General features: G+C 64.9%; 11 protein-coding genes. 7 read left to right on the plus strand and 4 right to left on the minus strand.

Annotated features, from left to right (window positions below):
• Positions 1–133 precede the first annotated feature (133 nt).
• The 7 genes from NKJ20_RS12630 (at position 134) to NKJ20_RS12660 (ending at position 12,469) form a co-directional block, all read left to right on the plus strand.
• On the plus strand, positions 134–2,695 hold the full coding sequence (locus NKJ20_RS12630; RefSeq protein ID WP_352744350.1) for a sensor histidine kinase: 2,562 nt from the start codon (positions 134–136) through the stop codon (positions 2,693–2,695).
• Positions 2,696–2,703: 8 nt separating this feature from the next.
• The gene (tsaE, locus tag NKJ20_RS12635) at positions 2,704–4,215 is read left to right on the plus strand and encodes a tRNA (adenosine(37)-N6)-threonylcarbamoyltransferase complex ATPase subunit type 1 TsaE (RefSeq protein WP_352744352.1); all 1,512 of its coding nucleotides are present in this window, start codon (positions 2,704–2,706) and stop codon (positions 4,213–4,215) included.
• 41 nt (positions 4,216–4,256) lie between these two features.
• Entirely contained in the window at positions 4,257–5,015 is a 759-nt protein-coding gene (locus NKJ20_RS12640) for a nucleotidyltransferase family protein (RefSeq protein ID WP_352451649.1), read from the plus strand.
• Complete coding sequence (gene addB / locus NKJ20_RS12645) at positions 5,012–8,149, plus strand: double-strand break repair protein AddB (RefSeq protein WP_352744355.1); 3,138 nt, start codon at positions 5,012–5,014, stop codon at positions 8,147–8,149. The genes NKJ20_RS12640 and addB overlap by 4 nt, the downstream gene beginning before the upstream one ends.
• On the plus strand, positions 8,146–11,658 hold the full coding sequence (addA, locus tag NKJ20_RS12650; protein ID WP_352744356.1) for a double-strand break repair helicase AddA: 3,513 nt from the start codon (positions 8,146–8,148) through the stop codon (positions 11,656–11,658). The genes addB and addA overlap by 4 nt, the downstream gene beginning before the upstream one ends.
• A gap of 73 nt (positions 11,659–11,731) precedes the next feature.
• On the plus strand, positions 11,732–12,055 hold the full coding sequence (gene trxA / locus NKJ20_RS12655) for a thioredoxin (protein ID WP_023677558.1): 324 nt from the start codon (positions 11,732–11,734) through the stop codon (positions 12,053–12,055).
• A gap of 132 nt (positions 12,056–12,187) precedes the next feature.
• Complete coding sequence (locus NKJ20_RS12660) at positions 12,188–12,469, plus strand: cupin domain-containing protein (protein ID WP_352454802.1); 282 nt, start codon at positions 12,188–12,190, stop codon at positions 12,467–12,469.
• A gap of 48 nt (positions 12,470–12,517) precedes the next feature.
• Here NKJ20_RS12660 and NKJ20_RS12665 read toward each other — a convergent pair whose 3' ends face one another.
• From NKJ20_RS12665 to trpA, 4 genes are all read right to left on the minus strand, one after another.
• Positions 12,518–12,937: a VOC family protein gene (locus NKJ20_RS12665; RefSeq protein ID WP_352454801.1), complete on the minus strand. Its 420-nt coding sequence runs from the start codon at positions 12,935–12,937 to the stop codon at positions 12,518–12,520.
• Between the two features lie 61 nt (positions 12,938–12,998).
• Positions 12,999–14,324, minus strand: a complete 1,326-nt coding sequence (locus NKJ20_RS12670) for a bifunctional folylpolyglutamate synthase/dihydrofolate synthase (protein WP_352743914.1) — start codon at positions 14,322–14,324, stop codon at positions 12,999–13,001.
• A gap of 62 nt (positions 14,325–14,386) precedes the next feature.
• Positions 14,387–15,313, minus strand: coding sequence for an acetyl-CoA carboxylase, carboxyltransferase subunit beta (accD, locus tag NKJ20_RS12675; RefSeq protein WP_352454799.1), 927 nt, complete (start codon positions 15,311–15,313; stop codon positions 14,387–14,389).
• A 37-nt stretch (positions 15,314–15,350) separates the two neighbouring features.
• Entirely contained in the window at positions 15,351–16,190 is an 840-nt protein-coding gene (trpA, locus tag NKJ20_RS12680) for a tryptophan synthase subunit alpha (RefSeq protein ID WP_023677563.1), read from the minus strand.

A 16,190-nucleotide genomic window follows, 5' to 3' on the forward strand; every position in this document is an offset into this window, starting at 1 on the left:
CTTTATTTTTGCGCTGATTGATTCTTCACGCCGATTCGCGCAAGCGCTATGGTGCTGATTCGCGGTCCGGGGACGAGGCCCGGGCGCACGCATCAGGGCGGTCTTGCATTCAGGCGGCGAAGAGGACCAAGACATGCCGGGGGATAACCCGCCTTGCGCGGGACAGGCCGTTTCCGGCGGCCATAACGATTCGATCACGGGCTCCGCTGCCAGAGGCGGCAGCCTTCTATGGCGCGCCGGCAGCCGTGTCGGGGTGCTGCTTGCTTCTTCCGCGCTGGTTGGTCCGCTGCTTGGCTTTACTGCACATGCCCAAACCCGCGTGGCGCAAAAGGCCGGGCTGTCGGTCAGCACGGTCGAGGTCATGCAACTCGCGATGTTCGTCGGCGTCATGGGGGCGGCATTGCTGTCGGCCATCTTTCTGATCCGCGAACGGGCGCGCACCGCGGCGGAAAATGCCGAGCTCAGGACCCGTATCGCCGACGTCAATGCCGCGCTGCAGCGCTCGGAGGCGCTGCTCCATTCCCGCGATCAGCGCGTGGTGGTATGGGCGGCCGAGAACAAGAAGCCCGAGCTTGTCGGGACATTGCCGATCGAGAGCGGCGCGCCGGAGGACCGGGCGGCCTTCCTGGCTTTCGGCCGCTGGCTGATGCCGCGTTCGGCGGCCGCACTCGAACATGCCGTCGCGGCACTGCGGGACAAGGCAAAGCCGTTCGATCTTGTCATCGAATCGCAGGCCGGCCAGCCGCTCGAGGTTCACGGCCGCAAGAGTGCGGCGCATGTGCTGGTTCGCTTCGTCTCGCTTTCGGAGACACAGCGAAGCCAGGCCAGGCTGAAGATCGAGAACCAGCGCTTAGCCGCCGACCATGAGACGCTGATCGGTCTTCTGGATGCGCTCAAGATGCCGTCATGGCTGCGTACTGTCGACGGGCGGCTGAAATGGGTCAACCGCGCCTATGCCGAAGCGGTCGAGGCAGAGAATGCCGAAGCGGCGGTCCGCGATGGCAAGGAATTCCTCGGCGGCCAGGCGCGCGACACGATCGCTGCGCAGCACAAGTCGCGCGCGGTCTTTGAACAGACGCTCTCCACGGTGATCGAAGGCGACCGCCGTATGTTTGCCGTGACCGATTTTGCCGGAGCGGATGGTTCGGCTGGTCTTGCCTGCGACATCAGCGCTATCGAGGCCATTCGCGCCGAATATGAGCGGACCATGCAGAGCCACGCCGACACGCTCGATCAGCTCAACACCGCCGTGGCGATTTTCGACACCGACGAGAACTTGCGGTTTTTCAATCAGGCGTTCCAGAAACTATGGGGCCTCGACAGCGGCTTCCTGCACAGCGCGCCGGACAACGCCTTACTGCTCGACCGCCTGCGCAGCGAAGGCAAGATCGCCGAGCAGCCCGAATGGCGGCGCTGGAAAGAGAGCCTGCTCGGCGCTTACCGCGCGGTTGAATCGCAGGAGCATTGGTGGCATCTGCCGGACGGCAAGACCATTCGCGTCGTCGCCAATCCGCAGCCCAAGGGCGGCGTCACCTGGGTGTTCGAGAACCTGACCGAGAAGATGGACCTTGAAAGCCGCTACCAGACCGCCGTCCGGGTCCAGGGCGAGACGCTCGACAACCTCGCCGAAGGCGTCGCTGTGTTCGGCCCCGACGGCAGGCTGAGATTGTCGAACCCGGCGTTCGCGGCATTGTGGGGGCTGGATGCCGATGCCTCAAAACCCAACGTCCATGTCTCGACGATCCGCGACCTTTGCGACCGCCGTGCCGTCGACAGTCCGTGGGGCGGGTTCGTTGCCGCCATCACCGGCTTCGACGACGAGCGCCGCGACCGCCACGGCCAAACCGAATTGAACAACGGCACCGTTTTGCGCTACGCCGTCATCCCTTTGCCCAACGGCCAGGTGATGATGACCTTCGTCGACGTTACCGACAGCGTCAATGTCGAGCGGGCGCTGAAGGACAAGAATGAGGCGCTGCAAAAGTCCGACCAGATCAAGAACGAATTCGTGCAGCACGTCTCCTATGAGCTGCGCTCGCCACTCACCAACATCATCGGCTTTACCGAGCTTCTTTCACTGGCGTCGACTGGTCCGCTGAACCAGAAGCAACGCGAATATATCGGGCATGTCGGCTCGTCCTCCTCGGTCCTGCTCACCATCGTCAACGACATCCTCGACCTGGCGACGGTGGATGCCGGCATCATGGAACTCGACATTTCCGAAGTTCACATCGATCGAACCATTACGGCTGCCGCCGAACTGGTCGCCGACCGGCTGGAGGAACATGCGATCAAGCTTAGGATCGACGCGGCGGCAGCGCCGAAAACCTTCCACGGCGACGAGATCCGCGTCCGCCAGATCCTCTACAATCTGCTCAGCAATGCCGCCAATTACGCGCCGGAGGCGAGCACCATAACGCTCGCCTGCCGCCAACTTGCCGACGGCGTGGAATTTTCCGTTCACGATGACGGCCCCGGCATGCCGCCGGACCTGCTTGACTCAGTGTTCCGGCGCTTCGAGCCGCGCACCAATGGCGGCCGCCGCCGTGGCGCCGGGCTCGGCCTGTCGATCGTCAAGAGCTTTGTCGAACTGCATGGCGGCAGCGTCCGCATCGAGACCGGCAGGGATAAGGGCACCACGGTTGTTTGCGCCTTTCCCGACACGCCGTCCGGCATCCGCGCGGCGGCCGAGTAGCGCGTTCGATGGCGGTATTGGTGCTGGAGCGTTTTCTCGCCGACGAGGCTGCGACGGCAAGGTTCGGCGAGGATCTCGCCATGTCGCTGCGCATTGGCGATGTGCTCGCCCTCAAGGGCGATCTCGGCGCGGGCAAATCGACCTTGGCACGGGCGCTGATCAGGGCACTGGCCGACGATGCCGGACTCGACGTGCCGAGCCCGACCTTCACGCTGGTCCAGAGCTACGACACGCGTGTGCCGGTTCATCATTTCGATCTCTACCGCTTGGGCACGGCATCCGAGCTGGGCGAGCTGGGCTTCGACGAGGCGCTGACGCAAGGCGCCGCGCTGGTCGAATGGCCGGAGCGGGCAGAGGCATATCTGCCGAAAACCTCGGTGCTGGTCGAACTTCTCCAGCAGGGCGACGGCCGACTGGCGAGACTATCGGGAGAGGGCGCCGCCTTCGAGCGCGCGGCGCGATCGCTGGCAATGCGCGATTTTCTCGGGCAGGCCGGTTGGGGCGAAGCGCAGCGACGACATTTCATCGGTGATGCCTCGGCTCGCTCCTACGAGATCGTCACGCTCGCCGGATTTCCGCCGCGCGTGCTGATGAACTCGCCAAGGCTGGTGCTCGGACCGCCAGTCCGCGACGGCAAACCCTATGCCGAGATCGCCCACACCGCGCAATCCGTTTCGGCGTTCGTCGCCATCGACCGGGCCTTGCGGGCCGGCGGCGTCAGCGTCCCGGAAATCCATGCCCAGGATCTCGAGCAGGGTTTTCTCCTGCTGGAGCATCTCGGTTCCCAAGGGTTTCTCGACAAGCGCGGCCAGCCGGTGGCCGAGCGCTACGCTGCGGCGGCCGAACTGCTTGCCATGATGCACGGCAAAACATGGCCGACCCGCATGCAGGCCGGCCCCGGCGTCTTCCACGAGGTGCCGCCTTTCGACCGCGACGCCATGATGATCGAGGCCGAATTGTTGGTCGACTGGTATGTCCCGGCGATATCAGGCGCTCCGCCTAGAGAGGCGCTGCGCGCCGGTTACCGCAGCGAATGGAGTGCGGTGCTCGATCGGCTGGAGGGGCGCGAATACACGCTGATGCTGCGCGATTTCCATTCACCCAACCTGATCTGGCGCGCTGACCGTTCCGGTCACGATCGCCTCGGCGTCGTCGATGTCCAGGACGCGCTGATCGGGCCGTCCGCCTACGACGTCGCCTCGCTCGCCATGGACGCGCGCGTCACTATCTCACCCGAAATCGAAAAGCACACGCTCGCCGCCTACATCGCCGCGCGACGCGCTGCCGGTGCCTTCGATGAGAACGAATTCCGCGAAACCTATGCAATCATGGCCGCACAGCGCAATTCCAAGATCCTCGGCATCTTCGTGCGGCTCGAAAAACGCGACGGCAAGCCTTATTATCTGAAGCATCTGCCGCGCATCCGCGACTATCTTCGCCGGGCACTGGCGCATCCGGCGCTGGCCGGGCTGCAGGATTTCTACATCGCCCACGGCTTGCTGGAGGAACGCTCGATTTGACGGCTAAGGATTTGGGCCCGAAGGCGTCGGATGAGCAGCCGATGCCGACGACCGCCATGGTGCTCGCCGCCGGGCTCGGCAAGCGCATGCGGCCGATCACCGACACCATGCCGAAGCCGCTGGTCAAGGTCGCCGGCAAGACATTGCTCGACTGGGGGCTGGACTGCCTAGCCGAAGCCGGCGTCGCCAAGGCCGTCGTCAACGTCCATTACCTCCCGCAACAGATCGTGGACCATGTAGCCCGCCGCAGTGCGCCGAGAATCGTCATCTCGGATGAGAGTAGGGGCTTGCTTGACTCCGCCGGTGGTATCGTCAAGGCATTGCCCAGGTTAGGGGCGCCCTTCTATGTGCTCAACGCCGACACCTTCTGGATCGACAGCGGCGTTTCCAATCTCAGGCGTCTTGCCCTTGCATGGGAGGGCGCGACAATGGACATTCTGCTGATGCTTGCGGATCTCCAGTCGGCAACCGGACATAGCGGCGGCACCGATTTCCTGGTGGCGCCGGACGGCGCCTTGCGGCGTGCGAACAACGATCCGGCCGGCCTGATCTATGCCGGCGCCGCAATCGTCCATCCGTGCATCTTCAAGGATGCGCCGGCCGGTCCACACTCTCTCAACGCCTATTTCGATGCGGCAATCGCCGCCGGCCGCTTGTTCGGCATGAAAATGCAGGGTCACTGGATTACTGTCGGCACACCTGACGCGATCCCGCGGGCGGAAGCAGCGGTCGCCGCCGCGCTTGCCGGCACGCCCAATGCTGTTGCTGAGGCACCCGGCGCTCTTACCGAGTCGAAATGAGCGGCTCCCGCCGCGTTTTCTCGATCCCGCCCGGAGCGCCGTTCCTGCCGACGCTGGCCGAGGCGCTGCTTGCGGGGCGCTTGGTTCCCGGCTTCGCCTATGACGGCGATCCGCTGGCGCTGGCCGATCTCACCATCTATGTGCCGACGCGCCGTGCGGCGCGGGCGCTTCGCGGCGTCTTCGTCGATGCTCTCTCGCGCTCGGGAAGCCGCTCGGCGATCCTGCCGGTCATCCGCCCGCTTGGTGAGTTCGATGAAGATGAAGCCGCCTTCGAGGCAGGAGCTTCGGCCGCCATCGACCTTGCGCCGCCGATCGCCGCGGTCGAGCGTCTTCTGCTGCTTGCGCCGCTGGTGCGGGCGTGGAAACGCCGCCCGCCGGCACATGTCGCGGCTTTGTTCGACGAGGAGATCGTCATACCGGCCTCCGCCGCCGACGCCATCTGGCTGGCGCGCGACCTTGCACGCCTGATGGATGAGATCGACACCGAAGGCACGGATTGGGCAAGGCTCGCCGAGCTTGTAACCGGCAATCTTGCAGGCTGGTGGCAGGTGACACTCGACTTCCTGACCATCGTGACGGAGAACTGGCCGAACCTGCTCGAGGAACGCCATCGTTCCAATCCGGCCGCGCATCGTAATGCCCTGATAAGGCTGGAGGCGGCGCGGCTGAAGCGTAATCCGCCAGCCGGACCGGTGATCGCCGCCGGTTCCACCGGCTCCATTCCCGCCACGGCCGAGCTGCTTGCCGTGATCGCCGGTCTGCCCAATGGCGCTGTTGTGCTGCCCGGGCTCGACCGGGCGTTGGACGAGCCGTCCTTTGCCGCGATCACCACACCGGGCGCGCGCCCAGCCGTGCTTGGCCACCCGCAATACGGCCTGGCAAAGTTGATCGGCAAGATCGGCGTGCCGCGCGCCGATGTCGAGGAGATTGCTGTTGCGCCGCGACCGCTTGCGCTGCGCGCCGCACTTGTCGGCGACGCGCTGCGCCCGGCGGAGACCACCGAGCTTTGGGCCGAGACGCGCGCCCGCTTTAGGGCCGGCGATATTGCCGAGGCCTTCGCCGATGTGACGCTTCTCGAAGCCGCCAGCGAACGCGACGAAGCCGTGGCGATCGCCGTCGCGCTCAAACAGGCCGTCGAACGGCCCGGCCAGCGCGCCGCACTCGTCACCGGCGACCGCGCTCTGGCGCGGCGCGTCTCAGTCGAGCTGCTGCGCTTCGGCGTTGCCGCCGATGATTCCGGCGGCACGCCGCTGATCAACACACCAGCCGCCAGCCTGCTCAGGCTGGCGCTTCAGGCAGCCTTCCGCCCGGGCGACCCCGTCGCCCTGCTGTCGCTGCTCAAGCATCCCCTGGTTGGCCTCGGCCTGGAGCGGGCAAGCTTGCGCTATGCGGCCGAAATCGTCGAACTCGTGGGGCTGCGCGGCGGCACAGGGCGTCCGGACGTGGCGTCGCTGCCGCAGCTCTTCGACACCCGGCTCCTCGAATTCGACGGCGGCGGCAATCGCCGCCCACCCTTCTGGTGGCCGCGGCTTTCGGTCAGGCGCATCGAACAGGCGCGCGACCTGCTGATCCGGCTAACGGCCGCGCTGGCGCCGCTGGTTGCTTTTCGCGGCGACGAGAATGCCGATCTTGCCACCCTTGTGCGCGCCAGCGTCGTTGCGCTCGAAAGTCTCGGCCGCGCCGCTGACGGCAACCTGAGCGAACTCTATGCGGGCGATGCCGGCGAAAAGCTCGCCGAGCTCTTGCGCGGGCTGGTCGCGGCCTCGGTGTCGTTCTCCTTCGCCGCTGACGAATGGCCTGACGTGATGGAGGCGCTGATCGCGCCCGAGACGGTCAAGCCGGCGCAGGGCACCGACAGGAACATCGCCATCTGGGGTGCGCTGGAAGCGCGGCTTCAGGATGTCGACACGCTGGTCGTCGGCGGGCTCAACGAAGGCGTGTGGCCGCGCAAGCCGGAGAGCGACCGCTTCATGTCGCGGCTGATGAAGACCGGCATCGATCTTGAACCGCCCGAGCGGCGCATCGGCCTTGCCGCCCATGATTTCCAGATGGCCATGGGCGCCAAAAAAGTGGTGCTGGCTCGCTCCGGCCGCTCCGGCGACGCACCGTCGGTACCTTCGCGCTGGCTGCAGCGCATCCTTACATTCGTTGGCGAGGACCACGCTGCTGCACTTCGCCGGCGCGGCGATGAACTGCTTGCCTGGGCGTGTGTGCTCGATGCCGGCGAAAAGCAGGACTTTGCGCCGCGGCCGCAGCCGAAACCGCCGATCGCCGCACGGCCGCACCACTTCTCGGTCACCGAGATCGAAACGCTGCGTCGCGATCCCTATGCGGTCTATGCCAGAAGGATACTCGGCCTGATGCCGCTCGATCCGGTCATTCGCGATCCGGGCGCTGCCGAGCGTGGCACGCTGTTTCACGCCGTTCTGCACCTCTTCTCAGCGACGGTGGCCGACCCGTGCGCGCCGGAGGCGCTGGTCGGGCTCATCGCCGCAGGCCGCTCCTGCTTTGCAGGCGCGGCCCTGCCCGCCGATGTCGAGGCGGTGTGGTGGCCACGCTTCGAAAAGCTTGCCGCCGGCATCATCGAATGGGAGCGCGGCCGGGCCGCAGCCGTGGCACGGCGGCACGCCGAGGAACGCGCCGAAAAGACCGGTGTCGGCCGATCCGGTGTGACCCTGTCCGGCTATGCCGATCGCATCGATCTGCTGGCCGGCGGCATGGCCGACATCCTCGATTACAAGACCGGCTCCTCGCCATCCAAAGCACAGGCGCACACGCTGCTCGCGCCGCAACTGGCACTGGAGGGCGCGCTGCTCAGGCGCGGCGCTTTCAAGGAGCTTGGCGCTTGCGAGCCGTCGCAACTGGCCTTCGTGCGGCTGAGGCCGAATGGCGAAGTGTTCGAGGAATCCATCCTCGAATACAACCGCAAGCCGCGAACCGCCGCCGATCTCGCCGAAGAAGCGTGGGCGCGGCTGGAAAAACTGCTGATCCACTACGCCGACCCGGCGACCGGCTATCTGTCGCGGGCGCTGCCGTTCCGCGAGGGCGAGACCGACGGCGACTACGACCATCTCGCCCGCGTGCTCGAATGGTCCGCCGGCGGCGACGCCGATGACGAGGGAGGGGAGGCATGAAAAAGGCCTATCCCATTCCAAGCGACACTGCCGCCAGTCAGGCAAGCGCCTCCGATCCGCGCAATTCCGCATGGGTGTCGGCCAATGCCGGATCCGGCAAGACCCATGTACTCGCCCAGCGCGTTATCCGGCTGTTGCTGCGCGGCACCGATCCGTCCAAGATCCTGTGCCTGACCTATACGCGTGCCGCCGCCGCCAACATGTCGAACCGGGTGTTTTCGACCCTGTCGCAATGGACGGCCCTGGGCGATGCCGAGCTCTCGACACGGATAGAGGCGCTGGACGGCCGCCAGCCCGACCGCGAAACCATGCGCCGGGCGCGGCGGTTGTTTGCCGAGGCGCTGGAAACACCCGGCGGGCTGAAGATCCAGACCATCCACGCCTTCTGCGAATCGGTGCTGCATCAGTTCCCGCTGGAAGCCAATATCCCTGCGCATTTCGAAATGCTCGATCCGCAAATGGAGGCTTCGCTGTTTGCCGCCGCCCGCCGCGACATGATTTCGGGCGGCGTTGCAGGCGATGCGGCATTGTCCGAGGCCTTCGCCACCGTGCTGGAGCGCGGCGGCGAGCATGGGCTCGACGCACTGCTGGCCGAGATCGTGCGCAAGCGCGATGGTTTGCGTGCGTTCATCGCCGCGGCCGGCGGCGATGGGTTTCAGGCGCTGTTCGACGAGTTCCATTTCCGCGCCGGCCAGACGGCCGAAGGTATAGCCGCCTCGGTCTGGCCGCTGCCCGGCTTCCTGCCGGATTATCTCGTCACCTTTTCACGGGCGGCCGAGGCCGCCGATGCGCGCATCGTGCTGAACAATCTCTTACCCTACGCCCGCCTTGCCTTTGCCGAGGAGGATCCGGTACGTCGCCTGAATTTGATCTCCAAGGCTTTCCTGAGGGCCGACGGCGAGCCTTACGATCCGGCAAAGACATTTAAAAGGGCATTGCTTGACCGGCTGCCCGATCTTGCCGAACGTTATCTGGCGGCGGTCGACGCCATTCTCGAAATCTCCGACCGGCTGGCCTTGTTCAGGATGCTGGAAGGCACGCGTGCGGCGCTGACCATCGCCGACTGGCTGATCGCCCGTTACGAGCAATTGAAGCGCGCCCGCGGCTTCCTCGACTTCAACGACCTGATCACCAGTACGGTCAACCTTTTGGCACGGCCCGATGCCGGCCCTTGGGTGCAGTACAAGCTCGACCAGGGCATCGACCACATCCTGCTCGACGAGGCGCAGGACACCAGTCCCGACCAGTGGGAGGTGGTCAAGCGGCTGGCAGAGGAGTTCTTTGCCGGGCTCGGCGCACGCGACGCGGTCCACCGCACCATCTTTGCTGTCGGCGACGAAAAGCAGTCGATCTATTCCTTCCAGGGAGCCGCCCCGGATTCCTTTGCCGACAGCCGGCTTTTGTTTGCCGGCAAAGTTAGATCCGCCGCCGCCGCCTTCGCCGATCTCAAGCTGACCTGGTCGTTCCGCTCGACCGAAGATGTTCTTGCCGCCGTCGACCGGGTCTTTGCCGACCCGAACGTGCGGCGCGGCATCAGCCACGATCCTGATCCGCTCGACCACAAGGCGATCCGCACCGATGCGCCGGGTCATGTCGAGGTCTGGCCGTCGATCGGCGCCGACGTCGTCGACGAACCAGACGATTGGACGCAAGCGGTCGACCATGCCCACGCGCCGGCAGTCCGCGTCGCTGAAAACGTCGCCGCAACGATTGCCGGCTGGATCGGCAACGGTGAGGTCATCGAAGGCCGCGGCAAGAAACTCCGCCCCGGCGACGTGCTGGTGCTGGTGCGCAAGCGCGATCGCTTCGTCCATGCGCTGACGCGGGCGCTGAAGCGCCGCGACATTCCGGTGGCCGGCGCCGACCGGCTCAGCCTGCCCGGCCACGTCGCGGTGAAAGACCTGATCGCACTTGGCCATTTTCTCATCCAGCCCGAGGACGATCTGTCGCTGGCCGCCGTGCTGCGCAGCCCGATCTTCGATGTTTCGGAAGAGCAGCTTTTCGCGCTTGCTGCCGAGAGGCCGTCGGGCGTCTCGCTGATCGCCTCGCTGCGCCGGCATGCCGGCGAAAGCGAGGCGTTGGCCGCCGTCGTCAGCCGGCTCGGCACATGGTCGAACGAGGCCGCATTCAAGCCGGTGTTCGAATTCTATGCTGCAGCTCTCGCCCGCGACGGCCTGCGCAAGAAGATGATCGCGCGGCTCGGGCCGGAGGCCGGCGACGTCCTCGACGAATTCCTGAATTTCTGCCTGGCCGAGGAGCGGACCGGCCTGCCGGGACTGGAATCCTTCCTGTCGACGTTGGAAAACGCCGGCCCCGAGATCAAGCGCGAAATGGACCAGACCCGCGACGAGGTTCGCGTCATGACCGTGCATGCCGCCAAAGGCCTGGAGGCGCCGGTGGTATTCCTTGTTGATGGCGGCTCCGCGCCGTTCAGCGACCAGCATCTGCCGAGATTGATGCCGTTCGAAGGCTCGGGCGACTGCTGGGAGGGCAAGGGCTATCTCTGGCGTTCGGCCAGCGATGTCGCCAATGGGTTTTCACGCGCCGCATCGGCCCGCGCCCGCGAGCTCGCCGACGACGAATACCGCCGGCTGCTCTATGTCGGCATGACCCGCGCCGAGGATCGGCTGATCGTCTGCGGCTACCACGGCAAGCGGGCGCCGAATATCGGTACCTGGCATTCGATCGTCAGCCGCGCACTGGTCGGTGCCGCAGAGAGCGAAGAACGCCGGCATCCCGCCACTGGCGAGACCGTGCATCGTTTCCAGGTGACGAAACTGCCGCCCATGCCACCGGCGTCAGTGGATGAGGCACGACAGACTGAACGCTTTGCGCCATTGCCGGAAACCCTGTTCCGGCCTCTGCCGCCCTTCGAGGAATTGCCGCGGCCGCTCTCGCCGTCCGGCGCCTCGGTGCTGATCGACGAGGCGCGGCAAGCGGTGGCCGACACGCGTTCGCCGGTGCTGGATGCCGACGCCGAGCCCGGTTTTGCCGTCATGCGCGGGCTGGCGCTGCACAAATTGCTGCAGATGCTGCCCGGCATCGCCGAGGGAAAACGCCGGGATGCCGCCGAACGCTATCTGGCAAGAGCCGGCGCGGAATGGCCCGACGACGAGCACGACAAGGCCGTGGCTGGCGTTTTCAGAATTCTTGCCGACAGCCGCTTCGCGCCGCTGTTTGCGCCAAACTCGCGCGCCGAAGTCGCCATCATGGGCAGCCTGGAGGTATGGGGCAAACTGCGCTCGATTTCCGGCAAGATCGACCGGTTGGCAGCAACGCCGGACAAGGTTTCGATCGTCGACTACAAGACCAATCGGCCAGCGCCAGCTACGCTCGCCGAAGTGCCGCAAGCCTATGTTCTGCAACTCGCACTTTATCGCGCGCTGCTTCAGCCGCTCTATCCGGGACGCGAGGTCTCGGCGGCGCTGCTGTTCACCGAGGTGCCGCGGCTGATCGAGCTGCCGGCGGCGGCCATGGACGATGCGCTTGCTAGACTCACGGGAGCGTGACACAACACTTGCTTGAAGACGGACGCGATCACCACCACATTTGGTGCGACGAACAAATCGAAAGGATCTCAGCATGGCCACCGTCAAGGTCGACAAGAGCAATTTCCAGGCCGACGTGCTCAACGCCAAGGAGCCGGTCGTGGTCGATTTCTGGGCGGAATGGTGCGGCCCGTGCAAGATGATCGCCCCGGCGCTCGAGGACATCGCCATCGAACTCGGCAGCAAGATAAAGATCGCCAAGCTCAACATAGACGAGAATCCTGAGCTGGCCGCGCAGTTCGGCGTACGCTCGATCCCGACGCTGATGATTTTCAAGGGCGGTGAAGTCGCCGACATGAAGGTCGGTGCTGCGCCGAAAACGGCATTGTCGCACTGGATCAACGGCAGCCTCGCCTGATCCGATCAAAATTTTGCAGAAAAGCCCGGCCTCGCGCCGGGCCTTCTTTTGCTGGCGTCATTGGTGGGCCGCTCTGGCACTCGCGGCTTGCCGCCCGGTATTCTTCTCTTCTGAATTCAAAGGAGAAGCGATATGACCGGATCCGCCAAGGCCACCGTCTTCATCGACAATGAGCGCGTCATCGTCACCGAATACCGCTTCGCCCCGGGAGACAACACCGGCTGGCATCGCCATGGCCACGACTATGTGATCGTGCCGTTGACCGACGGCAAGGTGAAGCTCCTGACCAAGGATGGCGAATCCTTTGCCGAGATGAAGAAGGGCACGCCGTATTTCCGCAACGAGGGCGTCGAACATGACGTCATCAGCGCAAACGATGGCGAATTCGCCTTCATCGAGGTCGAGCTGAGGTAGTCCACCTACCATCGGCTGCGCCGCTACAATTGTCCCGGCGAGGCGCGATCACCAATCCGCGATACGATCGCCACCGACGAATTGTGCGCTTTTCTCAGTATATTCAAACAGTTCGATCTTCACGCCGTTGGGGTCGCGGATCCAAGCCTGGTAGGTGTCATCGCACGCGCGTTTCTTTGAAGTGACATCAACGCCCTTTGACCTCAGATGGGCGATCGCGGCGTCGATGTTTTCCACTTCGAGGCAGAAGTGGTTGATCTGGTTCAAGTCGCCATAGCTGGCGCCGTCTTTCTGGAACACCTCGACATGGCTACGGCTGCCGCAATTGAGGTAGAAGCCGAAAATCTTCCCGTCGCGCAGGAAATTGAACTGGGTGTCCATGCCGAGGACGTCCCGATAGAAGCTTCGCGTCATCTCCAGGTCATTCGCGAAAATGCAAACGTGAGCGAGCTGCTTTACCTTGATCATGATTGGCTCCTCGCGGTGGTCTGATAAATGTGGCGTCACCGTGGCCCGGCTGAAGCACGCCTCAAACCGGCGGCGTGCCGTTTTCGGCCAATACCGCGCCGGCCAGGTAAAGTGACCCGCCAATCAGGATGCGCGGCGGCGGTCCGTCCCATGTGTCGCGCAGCAGCATCAGCGCATTGGCGACGGAACTGACCGGTTCGGCCGACAGGCCGGCCTCAATGGCGCGGGTCGCCAGCTCGTCGTTCGGCACGCCCGCGTCGCTCAGGCTCACCGGCACGGTGTAGACATGCCGGACCAGCCCTTTGAAGGCGCGGAAATAGCCGCTCTGGTCCTTGGTGTTGATCATGCCCGAGATCAGGAACAGCGGACGCGGGTTCTTTTCCTCCTGCTCGGCCAGCGCCTCGGCGACGACCACGCCAGCGCCGGGATTGTGGCCGCCGTCGAGCCAGATGTCGGCGCCCTTCGGCGCCAGTTCGCTCAGCCGTCCTTGCGGCAGCTTTTGCATGCGGCCCGGCCAGGCAACATTCGCCATCGCCTTCTCGGCAGCGCGGTGGCTGATCTCGAAGCCCGCCGCCTTGACCGCCGCGATCGCCGCCGCCGCATTGGCGAATTGATGGCGCCCCGGCAGGCGCGGCGGCGGCAGGTCCATCAATCCGTCTTCGTCCTGATAGACCATGCGGCCGTTTTCCTCATAGGCAAGGAAATCCTGGCCATAGACGAAGGCGGGGCAGTCGAGCCGCTCGGCGGTTTCGATGAGCACCTGCTGCGCCGTCTCGCTTTCCTGCGCGCCGATGACGACCGGGCATCCGCGCTTGATGATGCCGGCCTTTTCGGCGGCGATCAGCTCGACGCGGTCGCCGAGATAGGCTTCGTGGTCGAGCGACACCGGCATGATCACCGACACGGCCGGCTCGGCGATGACATTGGTGGCGTCGAAGCGGCCGCCAAGGCCAACCTCGAGGATGACGGCATCGGCCGGATGTTCGGAAAACAGCAGGAAGGTGACGGCGGTGAGGATTTCGAAGACGGTGATCTTCTGGCCTTGATTGGCTTTGGCGACGCGGGCGATGGCTTCGGCGAAGACCTTGTCGTCCACCAGCCTGCCGCCGGCATCTGCGGCCAGCCGGTAGCGCTCGTGCCAGTTCACCAGATGTGGCGAGGTGTGGACGTGGACGCGGTAGCCGGCGGCTTCGAGCAGCGCCCGTGAAAAAGCAGCACAGGAGCCCTTGCCGTTGGTGCCGGCGATGTGGATGACCGGCGGCAGCTGGTCCTGCGGATTGCCGAGCCGCTCGAGCAGCCGCGAAATGCGGTCGAGCGAAAGGTCGAAGCCCTTCGGGTGAAGCGCCATCAGGCTTTCGATTTCGCGGTCGGCGGCAAGCGTGGTCATGAAGGAATCCTACGCGCGCGCACAACGGCACACAACAGCCGCTCGCGCCGCGTGATGTCGCGTCAGGCTTGCGGCCGGGCTTCGGCCGGTATCGCCACCGGCGGCAGGATTTCCGGCTCCCGCGGGTTTTGCTCTTCCGGCAGCTTGAGCAGCATTCTCAGCAGCCGCGCAACCGTCTGGCGCATCTCCAGCCGCGACACCACCATGTCGACCATGCCGTGTTCCATCAGATATTCGGCGCGCTGGAAGCCGTCGGGCAGCTTTTCGCGGATGGTCTGCTCGATGACGCGCGGTCCGGCAAAGCCGATCAGGGCGCCGGGCTCGGCAATATGCACGTCGCCCAGCATGGCGTAGGAGGCGGTGACGCCGCCGGTTGTCGGGTTGGTCAGGACGACGATATAGGGGAGGCTGGCCTCCTTCAGCCTGTCAACGCCGATCGTGGTCCGTGGCAGCTGCATCAGCGACAGGATGCCTTCCTGCATTCGGGCGCCGCCGGAGGCCGCAAACAGGATCAGCGGCCGCTTGCGCTGCAAGGCGACCTCGAAACCATGCACGATGGCGTCGCCGGCCGCCATGCCGAGCGAGCCGCCCATGAAGGCAAAATCCTGCACCGTCACCACCACCGGCAGGCCTTCGACCGTACCCAGCGCATTGATGATGGCATCTTCCAGGCCGGTCTTGGCCTTGGCATCCTTCAGCCGGTCCACATAGCGCTTCTCGTCGCGGAACTTCAGTGGATCCTGCACCACCTTGGGGTTTTCCAGTGTCTCGTATTTGCCGTCGTCGAGGAAGAATTTCAGCCGTTCCTTGGCCGAGATCTTCATGTGGTGGCCGGAGGACGGGATGACGAACTGGTTCTGCTCCAGATCCTTGTGGAACACCATTTCGCCGGTCTCGGGATCCTTGATCCACAGGTTTTCCGGCATGTCGGTGCGGCGGCCGAGCATCGAATTGATCTTCGGACGGACGTAATTGGTGATCCAGTTCATCGCTTCGGCTCCTGTCCCTTAAGAAGACGTAGGAAGATTATTCGGCCGCAGCAAGGCGAGCCGCGCGAACCCCTTGCGAAAGCCCGCTGACCAGCGTGGCGACGGCCTCGGCCGGATCGGCGGTCTTTTCGCCCTTCGGCCCGAGCACGTTGGCGACGGCATTGACAATCGCGGTGCCGACAACGACGCCGTCGGCCGACGCGCCGATGGTGCGCGCCTGCTCTGCGGTCTTGACGCCGAAGCCGACGCAGACCGGCAGGTCGGTATGGCTCTTGATGCGCTTAACCGCTGCCGCCACCTTGCCGGTGTCGGCCAGCGCCGAACCGGTGATACCGGTCATCGACACATAATAGACGAAGCCGGAGGTGTTCTGCAGCACCTTGGGCAGGCGCTTGTCGTCGGTGGTCGGCGTCGCCAGCCGGATGAAATTGATGCCGGCCTTGAGTGCCGGGATACAAAGTTCCTCGTCCATCTCAGGCGGCAGGTCGACGACGATCAGCCCGTCTATACCGCTGGCCAGCGCATCGCTCAGGAAGCGCTCGACGCCGTAGATGTAGATCGGATTGTAATAGCCCATCAAGACGATCGGCGTTTCACTGTCGCCGGCGCGGAATTCCGAGGCCATCTTCAGCGTCTTGACCAAGGTCTGGCCGCCCTTCAGCGCCCGCAGGCCGGCCGCCTGGATCGCCGGGCCGTCGGCCATCGGATCGGAAAACGGCATGCCTAACTCGATGATGTCGCTGCCGGCGCCGGGCAGCGCCTTCATGATCGACAGGGACGTGTCGTAGTCCGGATCGCCGCCCATGAAATAGGTGACGAGTGCCGGTCGCCCCTCGGCCTTCAGCTTTGCCATGCGGCGGTCGATACGGGTGGCCAT

Source organism: Mesorhizobium sp. M0185 (assembly GCF_040322175.1).
In the GTDB taxonomy this organism is placed as follows: domain Bacteria; phylum Pseudomonadota; class Alphaproteobacteria; order Rhizobiales; family Rhizobiaceae; genus Mesorhizobium.

Bases quoted from the DNA above. Each gene is read 5' to 3' on its own strand.
- NKJ20_RS12630 (WP_352744350.1), top strand. From the start codon at position 134: ATGCCGGGGGATAACCCGCCTTGCGCGGGACAGGCCGTTTCCGGCGGC.
- tsaE (WP_352744352.1), top strand. From the start codon at position 2,704: ATGGCGGTATTGGTGCTGGAGCGTTTTCTCGCCGACGAGGCTGCGACG.
- NKJ20_RS12640 (WP_352451649.1), top strand. From the start codon at position 4,257: ATGCCGACGACCGCCATGGTGCTCGCCGCCGGGCTCGGCAAGCGCATG.
- addB (WP_352744355.1), top strand. From the start codon at position 5,012: ATGAGCGGCTCCCGCCGCGTTTTCTCGATCCCGCCCGGAGCGCCGTTC.
- addA (WP_352744356.1), top strand. From the start codon at position 8,146: ATGAAAAAGGCCTATCCCATTCCAAGCGACACTGCCGCCAGTCAGGCA.
- trxA (WP_023677558.1), top strand. From the start codon at position 11,732: ATGGCCACCGTCAAGGTCGACAAGAGCAATTTCCAGGCCGACGTGCTC.
- NKJ20_RS12660 (WP_352454802.1), top strand. From the start codon at position 12,188: ATGACCGGATCCGCCAAGGCCACCGTCTTCATCGACAATGAGCGCGTC.
- NKJ20_RS12665 (WP_352454801.1), bottom strand. From the start codon at position 12,937: ATGATCAAGGTAAAGCAGCTCGCTCACGTTTGCATTTTCGCGAATGAC.
- NKJ20_RS12670 (WP_352743914.1), bottom strand. From the start codon at position 14,324: ATGACCACGCTTGCCGCCGACCGCGAAATCGAAAGCCTGATGGCGCTT.
- accD (WP_352454799.1), bottom strand. From the start codon at position 15,313: ATGAACTGGATCACCAATTACGTCCGTCCGAAGATCAATTCGATGCTC.
- trpA (WP_023677563.1), bottom strand. From the start codon at position 16,190: ATGGCCACCCGTATCGACCGCCGCATGGCAAAGCTGAAGGCCGAGGGG.